At 40.3% G+C, this 21,397-nt stretch carries 17 protein-coding genes and 2 pseudogenes; 7 read left to right on the forward strand and 12 right to left on the reverse strand.

What is annotated here, in order from left to right; translation table 11 throughout:
* Nucleotides 1-116 precede the first annotated feature (116 nt).
* Nucleotides 117-653, forward strand: a pseudogene (locus RM347_RS31115) (ISKra4 family transposase); the annotation flags it as partial.
* 85 nt (nt 654-738) lie between these two features.
* On the forward strand, nt 739-2,175 hold the full coding sequence (locus tag RM347_RS31120) for an IS1096 element passenger TnpR family protein (protein WP_322717679.1): 1,437 nt from the start codon (nt 739-741) through the stop codon (nt 2,173-2,175).
* Nucleotides 2,176-2,324: 149 nt separating this feature from the next.
* Here RM347_RS31120 and RM347_RS31125 read toward each other — a convergent pair whose 3' ends face one another.
* Together RM347_RS31125 and RM347_RS31130 are read right to left on the reverse strand one after the other, a co-directional pair.
* Nucleotides 2,325-3,962, reverse strand: coding sequence for a PAS domain-containing sensor histidine kinase (locus tag RM347_RS31125; RefSeq protein ID WP_322717680.1), 1,638 nt, complete (start codon nt 3,960-3,962; stop codon nt 2,325-2,327).
* 185 nt (nt 3,963-4,147) lie between these two features.
* Nucleotides 4,148-4,291, reverse strand: a complete 144-nt coding sequence (locus tag RM347_RS31130) for a hypothetical protein (protein ID WP_322717681.1) — start codon at nt 4,289-4,291, stop codon at nt 4,148-4,150.
* A gap of 314 nt (nt 4,292-4,605) precedes the next feature.
* Between RM347_RS31130 and RM347_RS31135 the strand changes: the two genes are divergently transcribed.
* Both RM347_RS31135 and RM347_RS31140 read left to right on the forward strand, forming a co-directional pair.
* On the forward strand, nt 4,606-5,145 hold the full coding sequence (locus RM347_RS31135; RefSeq protein ID WP_322717682.1) for an adenylate kinase: 540 nt from the start codon (nt 4,606-4,608) through the stop codon (nt 5,143-5,145).
* A gap of 3 nt (nt 5,146-5,148) precedes the next feature.
* Complete coding sequence (locus tag RM347_RS31140) at nt 5,149-5,670, forward strand: GNAT family N-acetyltransferase (RefSeq protein ID WP_322717683.1); 522 nt, start codon at nt 5,149-5,151, stop codon at nt 5,668-5,670.
* A 245-nt stretch (nt 5,671-5,915) separates the two neighbouring features.
* Here the strand turns inward: RM347_RS31140 and RM347_RS31145 are convergent, their stop codons facing one another.
* From RM347_RS31145 to RM347_RS31175, 7 genes are all read right to left on the reverse strand, one after another.
* Nucleotides 5,916-6,908 carry a hypothetical protein gene (locus tag RM347_RS31145; protein WP_322717684.1) on the reverse strand — a complete coding sequence of 331 codons (993 nt, stop codon included), beginning with the start codon at nt 6,906-6,908 and terminating at the stop codon, nt 5,916-5,918.
* 117 nt (nt 6,909-7,025) lie between these two features.
* Nucleotides 7,026-7,598, reverse strand: coding sequence for a helix-turn-helix domain-containing protein (locus RM347_RS31150; RefSeq protein WP_416211885.1), 573 nt, complete (start codon nt 7,596-7,598; stop codon nt 7,026-7,028).
* Nucleotides 7,599-7,999: 401 nt separating this feature from the next.
* Nucleotides 8,000-11,305, reverse strand: coding sequence for an SAV_2336 N-terminal domain-related protein (locus RM347_RS31155; RefSeq protein WP_322717685.1), 3,306 nt, complete (start codon nt 11,303-11,305; stop codon nt 8,000-8,002).
* 2 nt (nt 11,306-11,307) lie between these two features.
* On the reverse strand, nt 11,308-12,411 hold the full coding sequence (locus RM347_RS31160; RefSeq protein WP_428850645.1) for an AAA family ATPase: 1,104 nt from the start codon (nt 12,409-12,411) through the stop codon (nt 11,308-11,310).
* A gap of 32 nt (nt 12,412-12,443) precedes the next feature.
* On the reverse strand, nt 12,444-13,877 hold the full coding sequence (locus RM347_RS31165) for a hypothetical protein (RefSeq protein ID WP_322717687.1): 1,434 nt from the start codon (nt 13,875-13,877) through the stop codon (nt 12,444-12,446).
* Between the two features lie 10 nt (nt 13,878-13,887).
* Nucleotides 13,888-15,303 carry a CHAT domain-containing protein gene (locus RM347_RS31170; RefSeq protein WP_322717688.1) on the reverse strand — a complete coding sequence of 472 codons (1,416 nt, stop codon included), beginning with the start codon at nt 15,301-15,303 and terminating at the stop codon, nt 13,888-13,890.
* Nucleotides 15,304-15,397: 94 nt separating this feature from the next.
* Nucleotides 15,398-16,306, reverse strand: a complete 909-nt coding sequence (locus tag RM347_RS31175; RefSeq protein WP_322717689.1) for a hypothetical protein — start codon at nt 16,304-16,306, stop codon at nt 15,398-15,400.
* A gap of 453 nt (nt 16,307-16,759) precedes the next feature.
* Between RM347_RS31175 and RM347_RS31180 the strand changes: the two genes are divergently transcribed.
* The 3 genes from RM347_RS31180 (at nt 16,760) to RM347_RS31190 (ending at nt 19,246) form a co-directional block, all read left to right on the forward strand.
* Nucleotides 16,760-17,149 carry a hypothetical protein gene (locus RM347_RS31180; protein WP_322717690.1) on the forward strand — a complete coding sequence of 130 codons (390 nt, stop codon included), beginning with the start codon at nt 16,760-16,762 and terminating at the stop codon, nt 17,147-17,149.
* Nucleotides 17,150-17,229: 80 nt separating this feature from the next.
* Entirely contained in the window at nt 17,230-18,468 is a 1,239-nt protein-coding gene (locus RM347_RS31185) for a DegT/DnrJ/EryC1/StrS family aminotransferase (RefSeq protein WP_322717691.1), read from the forward strand.
* Nucleotides 18,469-18,604: 136 nt separating this feature from the next.
* Nucleotides 18,605-19,246: a uridine kinase family protein gene (locus RM347_RS31190; protein WP_322717692.1), complete on the forward strand. Its 642-nt coding sequence runs from the start codon at nt 18,605-18,607 to the stop codon at nt 19,244-19,246.
* Between the two features lie 538 nt (nt 19,247-19,784).
* On the opposite strand, the pseudogene RM347_RS31195 reads toward RM347_RS31190, so the two are convergent.
* The 3 genes and pseudogenes from RM347_RS31195 to RM347_RS31205 all read right to left on the reverse strand — a co-directional run.
* A pseudogene (locus RM347_RS31195) lies at nt 19,785-19,886 on the reverse strand (IS110 family transposase); the annotation flags it as partial.
* On the reverse strand, nt 19,876-21,144 hold the full coding sequence (locus tag RM347_RS31200; protein WP_322717693.1) for a bifunctional sterol desaturase/short chain dehydrogenase: 1,269 nt from the start codon (nt 21,142-21,144) through the stop codon (nt 19,876-19,878). The gene RM347_RS31200 and the pseudogene RM347_RS31195, both read right to left, overlap by 11 nt.
* A 36-nt stretch (nt 21,145-21,180) precedes the next feature.
* The gene (locus RM347_RS31205) at nt 21,181-21,390 is read right to left on the reverse strand and encodes a hypothetical protein (protein ID WP_322717694.1); all 210 of its coding nucleotides are present in this window, start codon (nt 21,388-21,390) and stop codon (nt 21,181-21,183) included.
* Nucleotides 21,391-21,397: the final 7 nt, after the last annotated feature.

The raw sequence follows: 21,397 nt of genomic DNA on the forward strand, positions 1-21,397 counted from the left end.
ATGATTGCAGGTTGGTTGCATTTAATCCTGGCTCAGTTGCAGATAATCCTGGCTGAAGCACAATTATAGTTGCAGATAATCCTGGTTTGCAAATGTCTTGATTGCAGGTTTGAGCGATTAGTATTGCAGGTCACTACAATTATGGTACATTTTTCCAAGACAACTTGTCTTTGATTGACTGGGTTAATAGTCAACGTCTTCTTTGTCCCCTTGTTTGTTTGGGTGATGGTCATGATGGAGTATGGAATCTGTTTAAAGAAATTGGCAGCACTGCTATTAGACAGGAAATTTTAGACTGGTATCATCTCAAAGAGAATTTGTATAAGGTTGGTGGTTCACTCAAACGTCTTAAAGCCGCAGAAACATTTCTTTGGCAAGGTCAGCTAGATTTAGCGATCGCACTATTTGTTGATTTGAAAAAAAAGCCTGCACAAAATTTCATCAGCTATCTTAAAAAGCATTCAGGACGAATCGTTAACTACGAGTATTTTTCTACTGAAGGTCTATGTTCTATTGGTTCTGGCGCTGTGGAATCAGCAGTGAAACAGATTGGTAAACGTTTAAAAATTTCCGGCGCACAGTGGAAATTGGAAAACGTACCTCGGATGCTACAACTTCGATCTGCCTATCTCAATGGTCAGCTTACTACCTGATATTTTTGCAAAGGTGAGATGCTCCCATCGCTTCCTGTGGGAGAAACAGCACCATCGCTGATTAACTGCATCTGCTGACATTCCGATGAATAAGCCAATTCCTGAGAAATTATCTAGCCAAATCGACGCAGGTGTTAGACTCACCATGAAGAAAGCTATTGAAAAACATCGCCGTCTAGTAGAATCTATTAGCATTTGGCAAAATGGCCAAGTTGTGAGATTAACACCATACAAATTCCTCCTCTCAACTCAGATGAGTAACCTATTTTCCCTCATTCCAGATCAAATCCGAGATAAACTACCACTGACGGAAGATAAAAAAGAACTACTTCAACAGCAAACCATTACTCAAGATATCCCAGGAACAATTCTGCGGGATTTTCAAACTATTTTAGAACTTCTCCAACCCAACGGCGTTGAAGTTAGTAGCACTTATCACCAATTATCGCTTAAGTATCTCCAACAACTTAACTCCCAATTGAGTTATCCCATAGATATTAACCTCAAACGTCCTGTACAAAAATCCTATCCTTATATTCACGGTCTTTATTTCCTTCTCCGCACTTCTGGACTGTCTCAAGTTATTACCGAAGGTAAAAAGAGCAAGTTAGTTTTAGACCAAAAATTTCTGCAAATTTGGCAAGGATTAAACCACACAGAACAATATTTTACCCTGCTAGAATCTTGGTTAGTTTGGGGAGAAAGTGAACTCTTAGGCGACCAAAGAGATATGTTTGACCAAGCATATCGCTGTTTATTATTTTGGAACAATCTCCCATCATCAGGATTGAAAATTAATAATTACTCAGAACAAGATAAATTAGTTTATTATCCTGGTTTCCACAATCTTGCTCTCTTACATTTATTTGGATTAATTGAACTGACATCAGGAAAACCACAAGCCGCTAAAGGCTGGTACTTTACTCATGTCAACCCCAAGGCTTGGGGTAATGCTGTTATGGCTGTATTAACAGAAAGTCGCTCAAATATCCAAATAGAAGATTATGCCAATTTTCGGTTAGATTTTCGCATAGCTTTTGACAATTTAAAACCTTATCTCCAACCCTATTTCCCGGAATGGTCACAAACTTTAGTGATTGCTGAAGGCGGTTTTACTGATGGGGTTTATATATTTAAAGCTAATTTACAGGATGCTTGGCGACGGATTGCTATTCCTAGTTACTTTAATTTAGATGAAGTCGCTGGTGCAATTGTGCAAGCATTTGATTTTGACCCGGAACACCTCTACAGATTTATTCACAAAGACCGTTTAGGAAGAACTTTGGAATTTAATCATCCTGTTGTCGAAATTCCCCCTGATACCTGCGATTTTCGTTTAGGCGATTTATCCTTAGAGGTAGGCAGTCATTTACAATTTATCTTTGATTTACTGCAAGAGTGGGAATTTGATTTATATGTAGAGAAAATTGAACCAGCCAATGACAAAATGAAAAAGCCCAAGATTCTTGAATCTTATGGTGAACCGCCAGCGCAGTATGGTGAAGAAGAAAGCTGGGAATAGACTTGCTGCTGCGATGGGTTACGTCCCAATCCATACGTGTCAGAATTGGCAGTGCGATCGCTCTATATTGGTTTTCAGTTGCAGTTCCAGCTAGTGCAGGATAATTATCTATTGACAACCTTGCTATTTTGTCCCTAAAAAGACACTAGTTATGTAACTGGGATATTATGAGCTTCTTGTATCTTTGCTTGTACAGGTTTAATTTGTTGAATGGGAATCTCGATTATGAATTTAGTTCCTGCTCCTAGAGATGAAATACAGTTTAAATGTCCTTGATGTTTTTCTGTGATAATTTGATAGCTAATTGACATTCCTAAACCAGTTCCCTTACCTACTGGTTTGGTCGTAAAAAACGGGTCAAATAGGCGCTGTTGAACTTCTTGCGACATTCCTATGCCATTGTCAGCAATCTCAATCGCAATCCAATCTAAGTTGAGGACAAGAGTGCGGATAACGATTTGTGGGTTGTGTGGCTGATTAATAACAGATAAATTTTCTAACGCATCGATGGCATTAGTGAGGATATTCATCAACACCTGATTAAGTTGACCCGCATAACATTCTACTAAAGGCAACTGACCGTATTCTTTGATAATTTCAATTGACGGATGGTCTGATTTATCTTTGAGGCGGTTTTGCAAAATCAATAGTGTACTTTCAATACCACTGTGGATATCCACAGTTTTCATTTGGGCTTCATCTAGTCGAGAGAAGTTCCGCAAGGATACTACAATATCACGAATGCGCTCGCTTCCCGTTTTCATAGATTCTAGCAATTTTTTTAGGTCTTCAGTAATAAATTCTAACTCGTTCGCTGCAATGGCTGACTGAATTACTGGTAGAGGGTCAGGATATTCTTGTTGGTAGAGTTGTAGTATTTCTAGTAATTGTTGAACATATTCTTTAGCATGAGTAACATTACCATTGATAAAGCTAATAGGGTTGTTAATTTCATGAGCCACTCCAGCCACTAGTTGTCCTAAAGAAGACATCTTCTCAGTTTGAATTAGTTGCGCTTGCGTCTTTTTTAATTGTTTTAGTGCATCTTGGAGTTGTTGATTTTTTCCGGTTAATTCCTTCTCGCGCTGTCGCAAGGCTACCTCTGCCTTTTTCACAGCAGTAATATCTAAACCCATTTCCACAACCATTGGTTCACCGTTCATATTTTTGAACGGATAATCATAAATCTGATACACATTGCCTGTTTTACTATCAACCCATTCCCAAAGTTGCGGAGCATTAGTTTCAAAGACGCGAAAGGTAGGACAGACTGGACAAGGCTGCTTCAACCCAGCGATCGCCTCATAACAACGTTTCCCTGTAGGATCTCCAAATACCTCCTGGAAGCGTTGGTTATAAAATCCTACGCCATAATCATTGGGTTGCAGATAAAGGAAAGCGGGTAGCTGATTCAGTAGGTTATAAAGGCTTTGGCGTTCCGTTGAGAGTGCTTCTATTTGGCGCAACTGCTGGTTAACATCTTTCCCTACTGCATAGATGAGTCCCTGTTGGCTAGTAGAAAGACTCCAAGACAACCACCGATAACTGCCATCTTTGTGAAGATAACGGTTATCCCACTGCAAATTTTGCAGTGGTTCAGTTGGTAGCTGATTGATTGCAATATCTTCTGGATGTACTAATTCTAACCAATAATGCCCAATTAAGTTTTCTGGTTTCCATCCCAATACCTTTTCCCATGCAGGATTGACTTGCTGGTAGCAACCATCCCTTGAGATGATACAAAATAGGTCAGTTGAAAGGTTGAAGAAATCTTCCAGATTAAACACAGTAATCTTGTTATCTAAATTTTGTCTTCAACGTAACTAAGTATATCCACTAGTTACAACGTCAAGATTACTGAATAATTATAAATACAGTGAAAATTAAACTAAAGCCAAGCTCTACAACGCGCTCAAATTGCGATTTTAGCTAATTGATTAATCTATAATCCCATATTCTCGCTCAATCACACTCACAGCTTTTCTTCTACTGCCGTCAAATACGGTCGCTTCAACTCCCCCAAGTGCTTCAGCACAGCACGGGCTGCCTCTTCCAAGTTCTCGTTTTCCCGTAATCTACTGATGCGATCGCTGCATCTGCTGACATTCCGACTCAAGGTAATTCAGTGGCTTCAGATGGTCAATTCTCACAGTGTACCTACCATCTCATATTGCGACTGTACAACTAAATTCGGCCACATGGTTGACGATGCGATGCCCCAATAGCCACCCTTGCCCCTGAGTGAAGGATTGTATGCGGCTAAAATTTGGCAGACTTCGCCTAGCTGGTAAAGCATAGGCGATACCAGGGCAAAATAGTACATTTTTCTGTCATATATTTGTATTATAAAAGTAATATAAGTCAAACTCTTATTATTTCGTAACAAACTTGTGCCAGCTTGAACTTGATCGGGCTAAAAGGAGAGTAGTGATGAAAAAAGTAGCCGTGTTTGGCAATGCTGGAGGCGGTAAATCAACTCTAAGCAGGAGATTATCCCAAATCACTGGTTTGCCACTTCACATCTTGGACAAGATTAAATATCAATCAGGGGGAACTGAGGTTCCGCATGAAGACTATAAGCGCATTCATCAGCAAATTTTAGCTACTGAGCGATGGATTATTGACGGGTTCGGTTGCATGGAAACCCTCTGGCTACGACTCAACGAGGCAGATACTCTAGTTTTTGTCGATCTACCGCTATATATGCATGGATGGTTGGTAACTAAACGACTAATCACAGGTTACTTTCAACCGCCATCAGGCTGGCCTGACAACAGTCCGATCTTGAGGAGTTCGCTTAATAGCTACCGCGTGCTTTGGTTATGTCACAAGTATTTGACACCAAAATATCGTGAGTATATCGAACAGACTCAAAACATAAAGAGTGTTTATCACATTCGCTCAACTAAACAAATTTCGCAATTCTTTGAATTAATTGAGTGCCAGACTAACTTCAAAGATGGTGTATAAATTATGGAAATTAGATTTTTAAACACCCAGGATGTCGTCGTTTACCGCGAACTACGTCTTGGAGCATTAATGGAATCACCGACGGCTTTTGCTTCCAGTTATGAGCAGGAATCCTGTTTTTCTTTGACCGACTTTGCTGCCAGACTTCGCCATAACGATAACTCTGCCAACGCTATTTTCGGTGCTTTCAGCGACAAAGATCGACTTATTGGTATGCTCGGCTTCTCACGCGAAAGCCGTTTGAAGCGTACTCACATTGGTTCTCTCTGGAGTATGTATGTTTTGTCTGAGTTTCGCAGGCAAGGCGTTGGAGCCGCACTTCTCGATGAGGCATTATTCCATGCCCAACACCTTAGTAGTCTACGACAAATCGTCCTCACGGTCACTACAAACAATTTACCAGCCGCCTCTCTTTATAGGTCACGGGGTTTTGAGCGTTTCGGTTTAGAACGTGATGCTTTATTTATTAATGGTATATATTTCGATGAGGAGCATCTGGCATTACACTTCAACCATGATACCTAACTTTTCCTCTTGCACACTGACTAACAATAGACATAGTTTTTAAACCGAATGGCACTAATAAAAGATGAAACCTCGCCAGGACAGGGTGTTGGGAGTAGGGTGTAGGGTTTAGGGTTTCAGACAATTTGAATGCCAGTACGTCAAGGAGTTCAACATCTTCTTAATTCCCCACACCCGAACCTGCAACCCCATACCCAAAAGCTAGGAATAGCAGGGATTTACGCTTTTCTCAGTGCCATTCGTTTTTAAACCTTTATCTCATTACTATATTCTGATTCCAGCACACTCAAAAGTTTCTCCTCCACCGCAGTTAAATAAGGACGATTAACCTTCCCCAACAACTGCAACAGACTTTTGACTGTCTCCTCAAGTGAATCTGAATACACCCGACTGATGCGATCGCAAATCACCTGCATCTGCTCACATTCGGCAGGCAAGTAATTGTAAGATTTAAGATGCTGCAACCCAACGGCATACTCGCCATCCCACATTCTCACGGTGCAAGTGAAGTCATTCACTTGGCTTACGATACCCCAGCAGCCACCCTTGCCCCTGAGTTCGGGGTTGTCTTTGGTAATGATTTGGCAGACTTCGCCAATTTGGTATGTGTTTGGTACTTTCGTCCTTTCCATGATGCGCTGCACCACATCTTTGACAATTCTGGCTGGCGGCACTTTTCCCCCTGCCTGCTCCACCGCTTGCCGCCATACTTCTTGCTGTTGCGATGGTTCTAGCTTAGTCAGTGGTCGAACTTGGCGTTCGGTTGTAGGCAAAATTTGGGAACCATTGGTTCCCATTTCATCCGATATCTCGTTTTGGGAACCATTGGTTCCCATTTCATCCGGTATCTCATTTTGAGAACCATTGGTTCCCATTATTATGTTGTCAACTACATTTGAAGCAGCTATTAAATAATTTACATGGCGGTGAGTATACGCAAACCGAGAACGGCAATATTCCTCAAACGTCTTGTGAGTCGAGCGGTACAATCTGCGATCGCGCAATTCTGCCAACGCCTTACCTGCCTCAAAAAACGCTCTTTCCACACGGCGCTCTAAGTGCAGGCGATCGCGCTCCTCCGTTTCGGACAACTCTTCCACTTCAGCAGCAGTAACCGTAATCGTTGCTGAAGCTGGATTTTCTGGATCAAAGATGTCTTCGGCAGAACTAGCGGATGGTTTTGAATTATTGGATACGGCAGAGATGGCTTTTTTGCGGTTCGAGGATGGTTTAGTCATGATTCCACCCTTTCAAATGGTATTTCTCAGACTAGATAACAATTTTATGGTTGTAGTCAGGAGCTACAATCGCTCGTAAAAAACTAAGGGCAAGGCGAGAGGAGTGGCCCTGAGAGGTTAATCATCGAATTTCACTCCTAAGTCAATACCAAGTACTCGCTCAATTTTCCTTAATGTGTCTTCAGGCAAAGCATCTCGTATTCGTTCTGCCTCAATATCGTGCCAGTAAGATCGGCTGATATCAGCTTCTCCTGCCAAAACCTCGACTGAACGCCCATCAGCTTTTCTAGCTTGTTTAATTTTTCCTCCTAAACCCGAAATTTCAATGTCTGTGTAGCGTCTGATTTTCACCACGCCTGGAGGAATATTCTGATGAGACTTACTCCATAACTGAAAAGTATTAAGCGGTGGATTAAAGTGACTGATTAGCGCATCTTCGATTTCAGCTAAAAGATTATGGTCGGAAACCTCAATGTAAGCAATTCGGACATTACCTATTCTTTTTAGATGACCGTAACAGTGATGACTACTCCATCTATTTTTGAGATTGACAGTTCTACCGATATACTGCACTACGCCTTGAGAATCTATAGCGAAATAGATGCATGACCTTGCTGGTAACTGCGATCGCTCTTGAAGAGATACTGAAGGTAAAGCAAGAAGATCGATAGCGGCAGGATTAATCACCATTTTTTAACTCTCGGGGTGGTATCCATTTCAGTAAAATATCTGGTTGTATGTTATTTTGACTACAAATTGCGTCCATAACATCTCTGCCAAGGGACTTCCAGAAAATAAAATATACAAATAATAAAAATAATAATCATTATTAGGTGGGGTGGAAGCAGGGAAAAAGCAGCAATCTTTGCTCATAATCCCATGCTCTTTGATGAAGTTATGCGGGTTTTGTCCTACCATAAAGAACCCAGTTTGGGAGCAGATGTACACCAATTTTACTTCCCTTAAATAATACTATCTATCACAACTTAGTATAATTACGTTTTCACGAAGATATCAAAGCTTGCTCTCAATACTTTGAACAGTTTGGCTTTGGAGTTTTCGGGCAAGTCTAATTATTCTATGGAGTTCTCTTAAGTTCTCGCGGCGCAAACCACAGCCCGAAAACCGAGCGCGTTGCCCCAGTTGTTAGAATCGTAGTTGAGACGATACGCTGAACGACAATGCCCAGGATTGCCGTTCCAAGAGCCGCCGCGCCGCAACCTATATTGATTATCATTTCCTTCTTCAGTAGCCTCGTTTATCCAAGGACTACTATCTTTAGGAGCACCTTTGTAGTTACCGTGCCAATGGTCATAGCACCATTCCAAAACATTACCGTGCATATCATACAAACCAAAGGCATTTGCTTTATAGATACCTACTGGAGTTGTTTTATTTGCCGATTTACCTTTATGCTCATCAGCATATGTGACTTCAGCATTGTAACTTGCTAAATCTTCTGTAATAGTCTCGCCAAAGTTGAACGGAGTTGCGGTGCCTGCTCTACAAGCGTACTCCCATTCGGCTTCGCTAGGCAGCCGATATTTTTGTCCGGTATGTTTCGATAGTCTGTCACAAAACTCTACCGCTTCATACCAAGAAATTTGCTCTACTGGTAAATTATCGCCTTTAAAGTTCGATGGGTCGGGGTTCAGTTCCCGATTTACTTGTTCTAAAGCTGCCACAGTTCGCCATTGCGCTTGAGTCACGGGGTACTTGCCCATCAAGAAGGCTGGTACAGTTACTTCATGCTGGGGGCTTTCATCACCATAACGTTCTGTTTCATCTTTTGGTGAACCCATCATGAATGTACCACCAGGAATGGCAACCATTTCTAAGGTAATATTATTACCCAGGTTTTCGCTGAGGTATTGGGCAAGTTTGGTATCTTGCTTAATAATTTCTCCCCGACGGTTAACTTTAGGTGTTTGATATTCAAAAACCTGAAGGCTTGAGGGAAATGGAATCCACTCTCGCAAGTTTCTTGGAGCAACGAAACTCTGAGGGGATTGTGTAGGGAGATTATACTGCTGCTTGAGTTCGGTAACTCGAACCGCCAAAAACTGTTCTAGGTGTTCAATACTTAAGTTTCCTTGGGTTGCTACTAACGATTCTTGCAAAGCATGGGTAAAGCTTCCCTGCTGCAATTGCTCGATTTCGTATGATCCTTTTTGGGAGCTGGAAGCGTAGAAAATGATCAATCCTTGCTCTTTCCTGAGTTCTCCTTGCAACTGTTCTTCTAAAGAAGAAACTTCATGAGATGCCAAGTTTGTTCTAATAGCTTGGTAGTATGTTTGATCAGTTATGGTGGGTCTTTGACCATTGCGATCGGCATCTAGCAGCAAAATCACTTTTCCTGCGCCCGAACTCTGCAACTGCCTGACTAAATTAGTCAGAGATAATGCTGTTTCTTCCAGTGCTGACAAATCACTATCAGCTAGTAATAAGTAATCCCGTCCGTCACTATAAATACTATATCCACTGAAGTAAAACCACAGAGTATCTTCAGACGATAACACAGATGTAGAGAAGTTTGCTTGCCAAAATTGTTGCCATCCTTCTTGCGTAGGGTGAGAAGGAGAGGAACTTTCAGATTCGCTGAAATTCGGTGGCGAAACATCGGTCAATAGGTCAACTTGCTCAAAGCCTCTGCGACTAAACCACTGCTGCATAACTACTGCATCTCTCACAGGGTATTGGGCTGATAACGGCGTTAAGTAAAGATTTCTATATTGGTTAATGCCAATTGCGATCGCATAATTTTTGCCTGGTTCTACCAACTTCCGTGCCAAGCGAGCATATTCTCCCCCTAAGCGATTTAAAATTTGCGCCTTGAATCGGGCAAAGGCTTTGAAAGAAGTTTCGTTTACCATTTTGTCACCAGGAACATGCAAACTTACTTCAAACACGTTGAGAGTGAGTCCTAATCGTTGGTCAAAATCAGCAGATATCGCCTCAACAATCTGGGCGGAATCACTCACTGGCGCGACTTCCAGAAATTTATAGCGGATATCCTCTTCAATAAAGTTAAAAATCACGGCATCTGGGTTAGTTTCAGGCGTGATTTCCGCTTCAGGTTCTAATAAACCTCCCAGAAACACCTCCGCCAGATGGATCTGTCCCGATTTTTTGAGTAAGTTTTTTTGAATTAACCGCACCACAGGTAAGGTAATGACAGGAGAAGCAGAGACTAAACTGGCTAATTTACGAGCGAGGGGAGACGCTAAGTTGCGGAATTGTTGGACTCGCTCTAAAGGGGTGAGATTTTCTAGTTCTTCTACTTCCGCAGGCATTTTGTCTGCGCTATCTGCTTGAAAAGAGGAAGAAATGACCGGAAAAACCAACCCTGACGCTGCAACCTGACTTTTGGCCGCCACCATCTCACTCCAGCGTAGAGCAACTTCCGGTTCCAGGGTGAAGATAGGAATTTTTAAGCCGATGTTGAGGTTGGAATCATCCCAGTCCAAAACTTCTTTGATGAGTAAGTGTTGGTTGGCCACGCCTGGGGTTAAACTACCGAAACGGACTAATTTTGCTTGGCTCAGTCCCGTTCGTGACCACAATTTCTCAGGTAACATCTGAATAAGAGCCATTGGGCCTGATTTAGACCAACGTTTGAAAATTTCTAGTATTGCCGATTGATACCAATGCTCGCCAATGCCATCCGTCACCACCAAAATCAGACGGTTTCCGCTCGGATCTAGAATTTCATTGATGCGGCAATCCCGTTGTTCCTGTGCTAATTTTCCCAGTTTAGGTTTAAGAAGAATTTGCCCTCGCTCATTGGTTCTCAAAGAAAACAAACGTACATCCCTAAACACACCATAATTGGTCAAAAGTTTTATTAATTTCTGGAGCGTCGTTCGCCACAGGCTCATGGAGGCACTTTCATCCACCACCAAGGCTAAATCTAACCAGGTTTCTAAGGCAGGTTGCTGCACGGGCAGGCGCAGGCGAAGTTCAGCCATTCTTTCTACTGTCGCTTCTTCATCAAGAACCATTTCTCTGTCTGAAGGTACCTGCCGCATGAGGGGACGCAATGCTCTGGCCAGATTGAGCGGTTCACCGATAGCGGAAGCATCAGGTACCGGAATCGTCATCTGGGGTTCTTTCGGAGAGATTGAGAGGTGACTGGTTCCGACATTTATTTCTGGAGGTTTAGGGGGAACCGCAAGAGTGTTGTCTGAAGTATTAACCTCCAATTCCTCTTTTGGAAGTGGCTCTGGCGGTTTAGGGTCTGTTAACGAAGGTTCTATCTCTCGGATTTCTCGTTGTTGCAGTGCTAACCAAAGTACTTCATGAATTTCTAATCCCGTCAGTTGGCTTTGATCCGGTAGCTCTAATTTGCTCCAGGTCTTAATCAGGTGGTCTAAGGGTGATGGGGATGCTTGGTTCATGATCAGTCCTGGCTCGTCAAACTCTTAAAAATTAATTCCCTAAGCGTTTCTGCCTCATCTTGGGGGATATTTTCCTGAGTAAGTAAGTGGATCATGTTTAACAACTGATCTGTTGCCCGATCTTTGTCCTCCTTAAACTCTATAATTAACCTTTCAATCTGATTAAAATAGTCTTTCAACTCCTTTTCTCCAGCAAAATGAGAATTAATGATAGTTTTGAGGTCTTCCGGTTCAGGATCTGGCATAGTAACTCTTAAACACCGCCTTAAAAAAGCAGCAGGAAAGTCTCTTTCTCCATTACTTGTCATTACCACAATGGGAAAAGCACAACAGGTCACTTGTCCCTCATAAATCTTAGCTTCAATCCCTTTATCGGCAGTTTGAACTAGGACGGACTCTGAAGACTCTTTCGCTAATCGAACTAATTGGGGGATTCTAAACCAACCTTCTTCAAACAAATTTAATAAATCATTAGGTAGGTTGATATCGCTTTTGTCAATTTCATCAATCAGTAATACTCTCGGCAAAAGAGAGGGTAAAAAGGCTGTTCCGACAGAACCAAGAGTAAGATATTGACCGATATCCTTATTTTTTTTGAGAGTCTTGTTTGCATTTTCCAACGAAGATGATGATTCCTTTGGTTTTTCTAATTCCACTTCTTCTAGCCGTCCAATGGCATCATAATTATATAGTCCATCTTTTAGGGTAGAACGGGTAGTAATAGGCCAAGTTAAGACGGGTCCGAGGCTGAGTTGATAGGCGATCGCATAGGCTAGGGAAGTTTTTCCTGCACCTGGTCTTCCTGTAATCAGTAGAGGTCGTCGCAGGTAAATCGCTGCATTAACCCCCTCAATCACTCGCTGAGCAGTTTCTTTCACCTTTGACTGGGACAAGCGAAATGTCTCACCTTTGCGTCTTCCCTGCTGATTTTCCGGGGATTTAGCAAATTCAAGAATTAGCTGCCAACGCTGCGTTATTTCTTGTTGTTGATCTTCATTCATTAGATCGAATGACCGAAATTTTCGCCAAGGAGGAGGTGAGGGAAAGTCATCAGGAATAATTTCCAGGGGAGGTCTTCCATCCCCATAAAAAAGTTTCCAGTTCATTGTTTTCGTCGTCTGTGGTGTCTTTCTTGTTGTCATTTTCCGATTCTTAGTTTAGGTGGACTACAAAGATAAGAGGGAATTCTTTGCGGTTCTTCACATAGAATCCCCAGATGATAGCCTAAATGACTGGGTGCCTTTTCTTCCAGGGCATGAGCCTTTTTTCGAAGTTGCAAAATTTCTTGATATAACAGGGTAAAATTTTGTATCCAGTCACAAGATAAAATGTCATTGAAAGCTTTTTGTAGACTGTCATTAGGGAAATCCTCACCTCTTGACCATAAGGCAAGTAAAAGCCCTCCCGTATTCACTGCTTTAAAAAAATTTTCTTTTGTTTGATGGGCAGAACAAGGTAAACAACAGAGTAATTTAATTCCTAGTCTTTTTTCTTCGTCCCAAGACAAGGCTACTTGTCTCCACTGGCTCAATTCTTCTAAAGTATCCAAATCTAATATATTTTGGCATAATTGATCTCTATTTTTATAGATTGCCCGCATTTTGCTGATGGCATTAGCATCTTTATTCCTTTCATAAGACCTCACAATAACGGCATATTTTTCTCCCAAAGACCGGAGATCATTATTTTCATCATAAACTTTAATATCGACATCAAATGGGTCTCCAATACAGGTACGGGGGAGTAATAATTCAATGGTTAAAAAAAAGATTTTGTTATTCAGATAGGTCTCTGATTTGATAACTAATTTAGAAATCTTTTCTGACAATTGTTCATCAGCACATTTAACTACGGATTCATTGGTATCTAGATATATTGGTTGTCTTTTCTGAGAAGCGTGTAAATAATCAACAATTAATTCGGCTTGTAAGCTAAATTTTCCTTTGGTATCGGTGGCTTCAGAAGCAACAGTAATTAAGAGATAAGATTGCAATCTTCCAGAAGATTGAATATCCTCTCTTTCAGACAACCCAGTATGAGGAGTTAGATCGTAGACTTGAAACAACTGCTTTACCAATTCTTGAGGAATATTTAGCTTTTGACTAACGTCATTATGAAGATAGCGAACAAATTCAACCAGTTTCGATGGTTTATTATCAATAGTAGGAAGATCTGTTAATTTTTCTAAAATCTCATTGATATTTGCAACTTCTTCAAAGTCAATATCATCTACATTATTAACTTTTAAAAATTGGATATAAAAAATTTTGATGTTCTCAAATTTATTAATTTTATTTAATATGCTTGCCAGATCATATATTAGGCAGAATTCTTTAATTATTTGATTTTGTGATTGATTTTGAAAAACTTTAATTAAAAACTTTTCAAGCAATCCAAGCATCATAATATTTTCCAGGGCATTGTAGAAAAAATCATCATCACTTTCACCCTTTGGAATTTCTGATATATTGATATCTATATCCTCTTTTAAAAATCTTTTAAACTGGGATAATCTAAAAGCACTCTGAAGTGCTTCTCGTAGTTTTTTTAAAAGAAATCCTCCGATTACCATATCTAAATTATCACATTAAATATAAATTCAACTGTTTTAACTTATGATTGCCAGGCTTTGCTTTTTTGGCAGCTTCTATAATGTCTTTAATTCGACCTTCTGATTCCAAATATTCAATGGTATTAAAGAAAAAATCAGCCTCACTTTCACCCTTTGAAATTTCTGATATATTGACATCTATATCTTCTTTTAAAAATCTTTTAAACTGGGACAAAATAAAAGCATTCTGAAGTGCTACTCTTAATTCTTTTTTTTGAGTACCAGTTAACTCTATCGTTTCTGTAGTTTTAAAATTACAAAATTCAAATAAATTACTATCTGGCACACTCATATAAATAACAGGCGTAGCGAAATCCCGCGTTCGATGTTCCTGTTTAGTTAAACTGAGTTGATAACGACTTTCCTGTACTGCGATATCAACAGATTGGCTTTTCGCTATTTGTTCATAAAAGCTATAAGCAAATTTGGTCGCTGTGTTATTAGAAACTTCATACTGCATTGCCACAACAATAGGAATATTTTGATTAACAAGACTGGAAGCAACGCTAACAAAAGCCTCTGATTCAGATTGCTTTGCTCCTTCACACGCTTGTAAGATTACAACTTGCGGGCGGTATTGGTTGAATAATCCGCTAAAAAACTCTGCATTGCGCCAATCGGCTATGCTATAATCTTCGTCTACAAACGCTATTTGTCCTACTTCTTTATTATTTTCTTGCTGTAAACGTCCGTGCCCAATAAAGTGAAAAATATGTGGTTTTTTTTCTAATAAATTGTTAATTTTTTGAGGAGAAGCTGGATTAATTACTGGTAAAATCTCAATCTTTTCTGCTAGTTGGTTAGCCAGTTCGTCTAAAGCCCTTTGGACTGAGTAGGACTGCACCTCACCTAAATCTGATGGCTTAGACACAACAAATGCAATCTTCAATTTTTGATTGTTACTCAACTGAATGATGGGTGCTGCATTCAACTTCTTGGGACGGCGTAAGAAGACCAGTTTAGGGTCAGCAGCTAGCCAAATATTTCCTGTATGATATCCTTTGGGAATACACATAAATTCCCAGGGAAGCGCGGCTATGTCGGGCAAAAATTCCTCATCAATCTCGAGTTCCATCCGGATTCGCTGCTGCTGTTGTACAACAACTCGGCGATAGCAATCTATAAAATGCTGGGAAAGTTCTTTGTCAAACAGAACATCAAACAAAGCCTCTCCTAACAATCTTGTTTGTTCAGAATCGTTGAGCTGCCCTTTGATAGGAGCATTACGGGTAGTTTCAATCAGTGCTTTTATTTCATCCGTCAGCTTATTTCTGCGAAATCTACCAGAGGCTTCTGTAGGAATCTGATTTTGAGAATCCCGCATTTGAACCCGTACAAGCCGCTCATCAGGAACACAAATGCGATAAGTGTAGTAGTTATCAGGCATAGATTACTTGGGAGCAAAGCTTCATAATTGGTATATCAATAGCGACAATGGTTTTTGAATACAAAACAGCTACTGTTCATTTCAAATAATTCTTCTAAGCATTAATGCTTGTTGTAGCTAAGGGCAATGTCCATTTCTTTTGATCGCCACGACTCAACTTTTTAGCAGCCTCATTTTTATCCCTTTTTAATAAATTTCTTAGTATATCTGCTAAATCGGAGACGTAAGAAACTAGCCAATCTATATCTGCTTCAACCCATACAGTACCTTCCAAATCAATAGACTGACATCCCTTAGGAACTCGGAAGACGATCGCAAATTTTGCTGTTGCCTGGTTCTGGATCTTCGGTTCTTCAATACGCCACTGACAAGTAGATTCATCTATACCTGTAGCAACAATTTCAAAAAAACCCATTTCATAGGGATAGTCAGGTATAACAATATACGCCTTAAGCTCATTCTTATTGTCTACATTAGCTTTGATATTCCCAGGAAGATTTGCTAGCTGGGCAATTTGAGACCCATCAACACCAACACTCCAATCAAGGTTTGCGTTCAAACCCAAATTTATGCCAGTCCCTAATTTGATCAGAGATTGCCAATCACTTTGAGGGAACATGGTCTTGACCAGTGGCTCATACGTACCTTTAGGACTGAAGTCAAGCTGACAGTACAGCCGCCAAAACTTCACGCCTGGTCTCGGATACAAATTGACAGCAACGGTCATGTAATAGAAGTCAACCTTATGCATCTGTTGCCGATAAGCGTCGGTTAATTCCACCCCAATTTCTTTAAAGGTTTCTTCGGTAAGTAATATCAAATTATCTCTGGGGTTGCCAAAGCTAACTTTGGTTTCTTTCAAACTTTCAACTGTCGTTGCACCCATGCCTAAGTTTGACTCAATACCTCGTAATGTACCTTCATTTATTTTTACTTCTTCAAAGAGTTCGGCTAATAAACTTTCAGCCTGCTTAAGATCGGGTGGGGCAATTTTATCAGTCATTTAGTTAAGTTTCTTCTTTGACAGTGAAATTACGTAGATAAATTTCGTCTACGTAATCTTTATGGTGTAGTATTACTATTACCAGATGGCTTGAGAAGATGATTGCACCTTATTAGTTTTCAGGTATGGCTCAATTTTCCCACCACAAACTGACTTATCTTCAGCCTTCGCAAAGCGTAAGCTGTATGAAAGCGTTTATTTAGTTGGTCTGGGATACTAATCTGCATGATCTTAGTCTAGGTAGTGCTTATATAAAGCTACAAATGTACAGAACCGGATTCCAGACTGACTATAGCAGTCTCTGTAGATTTGCGATAGAGCTTGCTTAAGCAAATTAAAGCTTTTTACTCAATACTTGCTTTGAACGTTATAAAAGCAATTTCTCGCTTAAATTGATTTGCTGATTAGTCACTGTTTCATTACAATCGCACTCTCGTTTATGGTGAATCCGGGTTGATTAAAGCAGAGGCACTAAATCATTGGCAACAGATTGCCACCTTTGCTGATGGCGAGAGGTTGTTAATCAACAATGCTGATTTAGATGCTCCAACCGTTCCATACCCAAGAGAACGCACTTACCCCGCAGAATATGCGGAAGTGATCGCTGCTGTACTCAAAGAGCAACATCAGCAGGAGTTAGAGCGACTTCCCCAGGAATTGAGAATTGGATTACAGTCAAAAGCCACTGTCAGAGATCAAGCTCAGGTACAAGAACAAATCCAATCTCTGCAAAACCTGTACAGACAACAGAAAGAGCAAAATATCCAGTTACAGCAACGGCTGGATGAGATGGAGGGGTTACATAGTTATCTAATAGTGTTTCATGATTTAAACAATATTTGAAATTCATGGTAATATTGCCAAGCTCTGACAGCATAAACTTTTGCTTCAGAACAATCTTATAAATAAATGCAAAGACAAATATGGCTGATCCATTACCTCTTCAGGATAAAATTCTGATGCTACCCTCAGATGAAAATACCACCGGACGCACTTTAGGTGAGGCAGAGTTAACATTCTTGACAGAGGTGATCCGAAGCGGATCACTAGCAGCTCCTTATGGTTCTTTTGTTAAGAAATTGGAGCAGCAATTTGCTGACTTACTAGGTGTAAAGTATGCTTATGCCTGCTCGTCGGGATCGGCAGCAGTACATTCAGCAATTGCTACTATTAACCCAGAACCAGGTGATGAGATTGTCACAACTCCAATCACAGATATGGGAGCGCTAACACCGATTCTTTATCAAGGAGCAATTCCAGTTTTTGCAGATGTTGAATCTAGAACCTGGAATGTAACTGCGGAAACAATTGAGCCTTGTCTGAGTGAGCGTACCAAGGCAATCATTGTTACCCATCTGTTTGGCAACCCTTGCAATATGAATGAAATTATAGATCTGGCTCAATCACGTGGTATTCCAGTAATTGAAGACTGTGCCCAAGCTTTTTTAGCTAAACATAATAATCAATTAGTTGGTACTATAGGAGATATTGGTTGCTTCAGTTTACAACAAACTAAACATATTACTACTGGCGAGGGTGGGATAGTAATTACCAATAATGATGCTTTTGCTCGCCGAATGTGTTTGTTTATAAATAAGGCTTGGGACCACGATGATCCACGACCTGAACATTACTTTTTAGCCCTTAATTATCGTATGAGTGAGTTGCAAGGAGCAGTGGGAGCTGCACAACTATCTAAATTACCTGAAGTTATACAGCTGCGCTGTGCTGTTGCTACTCAATTAACGAAAAAGCTCAAAGGTTTACCTGGAATTGAAACACCCTGGACTAATCCCCGAAATATTCATACTTACTGGAGATATTGTCTGCGGGTAGATGACCAAGTGATACCTGGTGGCCCTGTAGGTTTAGGGGAAAGCTTGAAGGAAAAAGGAATTGTCTCTTTGCCTCGATACATCCAAAAGCCTACTTTTCAATACGAGATTTTCCGGGAACAGCGCACCTTTGGGAATTCTCGCTTTCCTTTTACCATAGCGCGCCCTGAAGCTTTAGATTATAGTCCAAAGCGATTTGTTGGAGCATTTGAAGGACTAAAAAATCTTCTGGTTTTACCTTTAAATGAACATTATACTGATGAACACGTAGAATACATAGCTTCTTGTATCCATCAAGCGATTCAAAACAATAATTTCAGCAGTTAGTCGAACAATCGGAAGTGAATGCTACATTATAAGTATTATCTATACAGAAAGACAGAAAGTCATAACCAAAAATAACTTACTAGTTCAACTCATTAGAATCCTTTAGATATCCTGAACTTTTTTGAAATAACCGAAGATGATACAAACATATTTGATTGCTGGGCCTACAGGGTCAGGTAAAACAGATTTTAGTAAATTGATTGCACCGTTATTAAACGGAATTATTCTGTCAATGGATAATTATTTCTTTAATTTAGATGAATTAGCAAAAGAATATTCTGATGAATATGGAGAAGCACCTCAGTGTGATAGTCCCTCAGCTCTCGATATAGAATTATTCATATCTAATTTTTATCAGTTATTTAAGAATGGACAAGCCAACATACCCGGATATGATTTTATATCTGAAACGAGAACAGCATATTCGTCTCTAACTAAAAAAGAAAATCAACCAATTATAATTGACGGTGTACACGCTATCAGATATAAGGAAAGAATAGAGAATTTAGGCGTATCAACATTCTCAATATTTTTAAATGCTGATGATAATATTAGATTTGAAAGAATTAAGAAGAGAAATATAGAAGAGCGTGGAGATCCGGAATATCTTTTTGACAAACAAGTTCACTTTATAAAACTTGGAGAAAAAAAATGGATTTTGGAACAAGAAAAAGATGCAGATATGGTTCTAGATACAACTAAAGGACTAACTGCAAAAAAAATACCCCAATGTGATGAACCACAAGTTTCACTAATATTGTCATTGATACAGCAATGAATGGCACTAAGAAAAGTTTTAAGCTATGCGGAGCAAGGACTAAAGCTTTAATGCCCACTCCCGCAGTAATGGCATGAGTCGGGCATCGCCAATGGAGGGATGTTGTACAGTTGTTTAAAAATTTTTAACAGTTGGAATTGATTGCAGGAGAATTTCCATCAGGAAAAGTCGGTGATCGTCCACGGAATGTGGCTTTATTTGCAGTGGTCAATGCGATTCTATGTACTGATTCGTATTATGGTTCGACGACTTGCATAATTTTTAGCTGACTCTGACTTTTAAAACATCTTCTCACAACCACAACTCAAAAGCGACAATCAGTCCATGCTTGATATCCTATCACTACTACAATGCCTGTTACGCAGATAAATTCTACAAGAATGCGGCAATTTAACTAAATAATCCTGGCCACGTTATCGATGAGCGGTCGAGTTACGATGTTGGGAATTTCCTGTTGAACAAGCACTAGTGGTAGTTATCGGACGATGTTGAGATTCTTTGGGACAGTAATACCTTTAACCTATCCTACTAATGTCAAAATAATATCTGTCTTTGCTAATCTACCTGCGGCTTTTGCAAAATCCCTAATTTTACGTGGATTTACTACCATAGTGAACGCTATTGCTGCATTAGCTATTTTCGGTTCTGAAGTAATTAGAAACAAGAAACTCACGCACTGGATGCACGATGTAACTCCAAGGATAATATGAGATGATTACATTGCGAATGTCACGTTTGACTGCACTAATGATCTGTTTAGCTACCCAATTAGCGGACAGGTACTTTGTGACTGACCTCTTGCTGCGAAAACCATCAAGCAAAATTTTACGAATGATGCAAGGTGCATCTAGTCGACGCAGAGTGACTAATTCGTCCAAAGATCGCTTGCTCAACTCGTATAGAGGACTTTGTGCAGGAGCAATTTCTGCTTCAAAGCAGACAACCCAAGCCTCTTTTTTGGCAATATCTTCACTAATGCGAACGGTTGAAAGAAATAGCTCCAGTAAGTAATAACAAGTCCAAGTGTTGACCTCGAAAGATTTCATCACAACCTGCTCTGTTCTCTGATCGTAAACATTTACGCCATGATTCAACACAAGCACATCTGCTTGCTCCAGCACCTTTGATAAATCCTGCTCACACTCCACTTGCCAGGAAATAGTTTCTAGAGCTAAAAGCTTGTCTGCAACTTCAATAGTGATTGGCCCGGTTTGAAATGAAGTTAACGCTATTACCCGAGCATCTACTTCAATCAAATGCTTTATTAGTGCCTGTTCCAATGCTCCCTCCGCACCCATGACAGCAACCGTTTTTCCTTGTAGAGAAACTGCTGTTCCTAACAGCTTATCGACAAGAGTATAAACACCAGAGAAATATGCTTGAGGATTCTCAAAGTGATGTCGCCAATGGTAGGACTTGTTAACTGTCCATTTAGTGGGAGGCTCAAGAAATTGCCCAAGCTTGTGGTTGGGATCTGTTTCCTCTGCCCACTTCCAACCCAACCCTCTTGCTACTGCCCAGATTATGCTGCGAGTTGTATAGTATATTCCGTAAAGTGCACCTAGTAAAGTAGCCCAGTCTGGAAAGCAAGCATAGGCTGCTACGAGGAAGAGACAGGAAACTACGAACATAAGAACTGATTCTGGAACATCGTGATGCCAGTGCGACTGACGATAAAGATCTTCACTGACAATTGAAAAGTCTGAATGAAAAGCTTTGTGATGCCATATGTGATGTTGTCGATAGAGCCAATTGAATTGGTGAGATAGCACATGATATACATCTCTTACTAGTTCTACTAAAAGAATCGAACCAGTACCCCAAGCTGCTGATGCTAGGACGGATGTGAGTACATTAATGACTTGGCTGATTGACAAAAACATACGGATTTGTTGCATAAAACAAAAAACATAGCAACTCTTAGCAGAGTGGCACTAAGAAAAGCTAAAACATTTGTGGATTAAGCTGAGTGAAAAATTACGAGCGAGCGCAAAATTTTGAGGAAGGGGAGTAGTATGAATTCCAAATTTATCTTCGCCTTGGGTAACGTCTTGAACATATTGATCAAGAATCTCTACGGCTTGATGAACCCAATGGTAAGCAACAGTAATTGGAGTGAATAAAGATGCTGTTTGTTCCAGCATTTTGTTC

Origin of the sequence: Nostoc sp. ChiQUE02, from assembly GCF_034531305.2 — a bacterium.
Taxonomy (GTDB): domain Bacteria; phylum Cyanobacteriota; class Cyanobacteriia; order Cyanobacteriales; family Nostocaceae; genus Nostoc.

Excerpts from the sequence above, each read along its gene's own strand:
- RM347_RS31120 (WP_322717679.1), top strand. The coding sequence starts at position 739 with ATGAATAAGCCAATTCCTGAGAAATTATCTAGCCAAATCGACGCAGGT.
- RM347_RS31135 (WP_322717682.1), top strand. The coding sequence starts at position 4,606 with ATGAAAAAAGTAGCCGTGTTTGGCAATGCTGGAGGCGGTAAATCAACT.
- RM347_RS31140 (WP_322717683.1), top strand. The coding sequence starts at position 5,149 with ATGGAAATTAGATTTTTAAACACCCAGGATGTCGTCGTTTACCGCGAA.
- RM347_RS31145 (WP_322717684.1), bottom strand. The coding sequence starts at position 6,908 with ATGACTAAACCATCCTCGAACCGCAAAAAAGCCATCTCTGCCGTATCC.
- RM347_RS31150 (WP_416211885.1), bottom strand. The coding sequence starts at position 7,598 with ATGGTGATTAATCCTGCCGCTATCGATCTTCTTGCTTTACCTTCAGTA.
- RM347_RS31155 (WP_322717685.1), bottom strand. The coding sequence starts at position 11,305 with ATGAACCAAGCATCCCCATCACCCTTAGACCACCTGATTAAGACCTGG.
- RM347_RS31160 (WP_428850645.1), bottom strand. The coding sequence starts at position 12,411 with ATGAACTGGAAACTTTTTTATGGGGATGGAAGACCTCCCCTGGAAATT.
- RM347_RS31165 (WP_322717687.1), bottom strand. The coding sequence starts at position 13,877 with ATGGTAATCGGAGGATTTCTTTTAAAAAAACTACGAGAAGCACTTCAG.
- RM347_RS31170 (WP_322717688.1), bottom strand. The coding sequence starts at position 15,303 with ATGCCTGATAACTACTACACTTATCGCATTTGTGTTCCTGATGAGCGG.
- RM347_RS31175 (WP_322717689.1), bottom strand. The coding sequence starts at position 16,306 with ATGACTGATAAAATTGCCCCACCCGATCTTAAGCAGGCTGAAAGTTTA.
- RM347_RS31185 (WP_322717691.1), top strand. The coding sequence starts at position 17,230 with ATGGCTGATCCATTACCTCTTCAGGATAAAATTCTGATGCTACCCTCA.
- RM347_RS31190 (WP_322717692.1), top strand. The coding sequence starts at position 18,605 with ATGATACAAACATATTTGATTGCTGGGCCTACAGGGTCAGGTAAAACA.
- RM347_RS31200 (WP_322717693.1), bottom strand. The coding sequence starts at position 21,144 with ATGCAACAAATCCGTATGTTTTTGTCAATCAGCCAAGTCATTAATGTA.
- RM347_RS31205 (WP_322717694.1), bottom strand. The coding sequence starts at position 21,390 with ATGCTGGAACAAACAGCATCTTTATTCACTCCAATTACTGTTGCTTAC.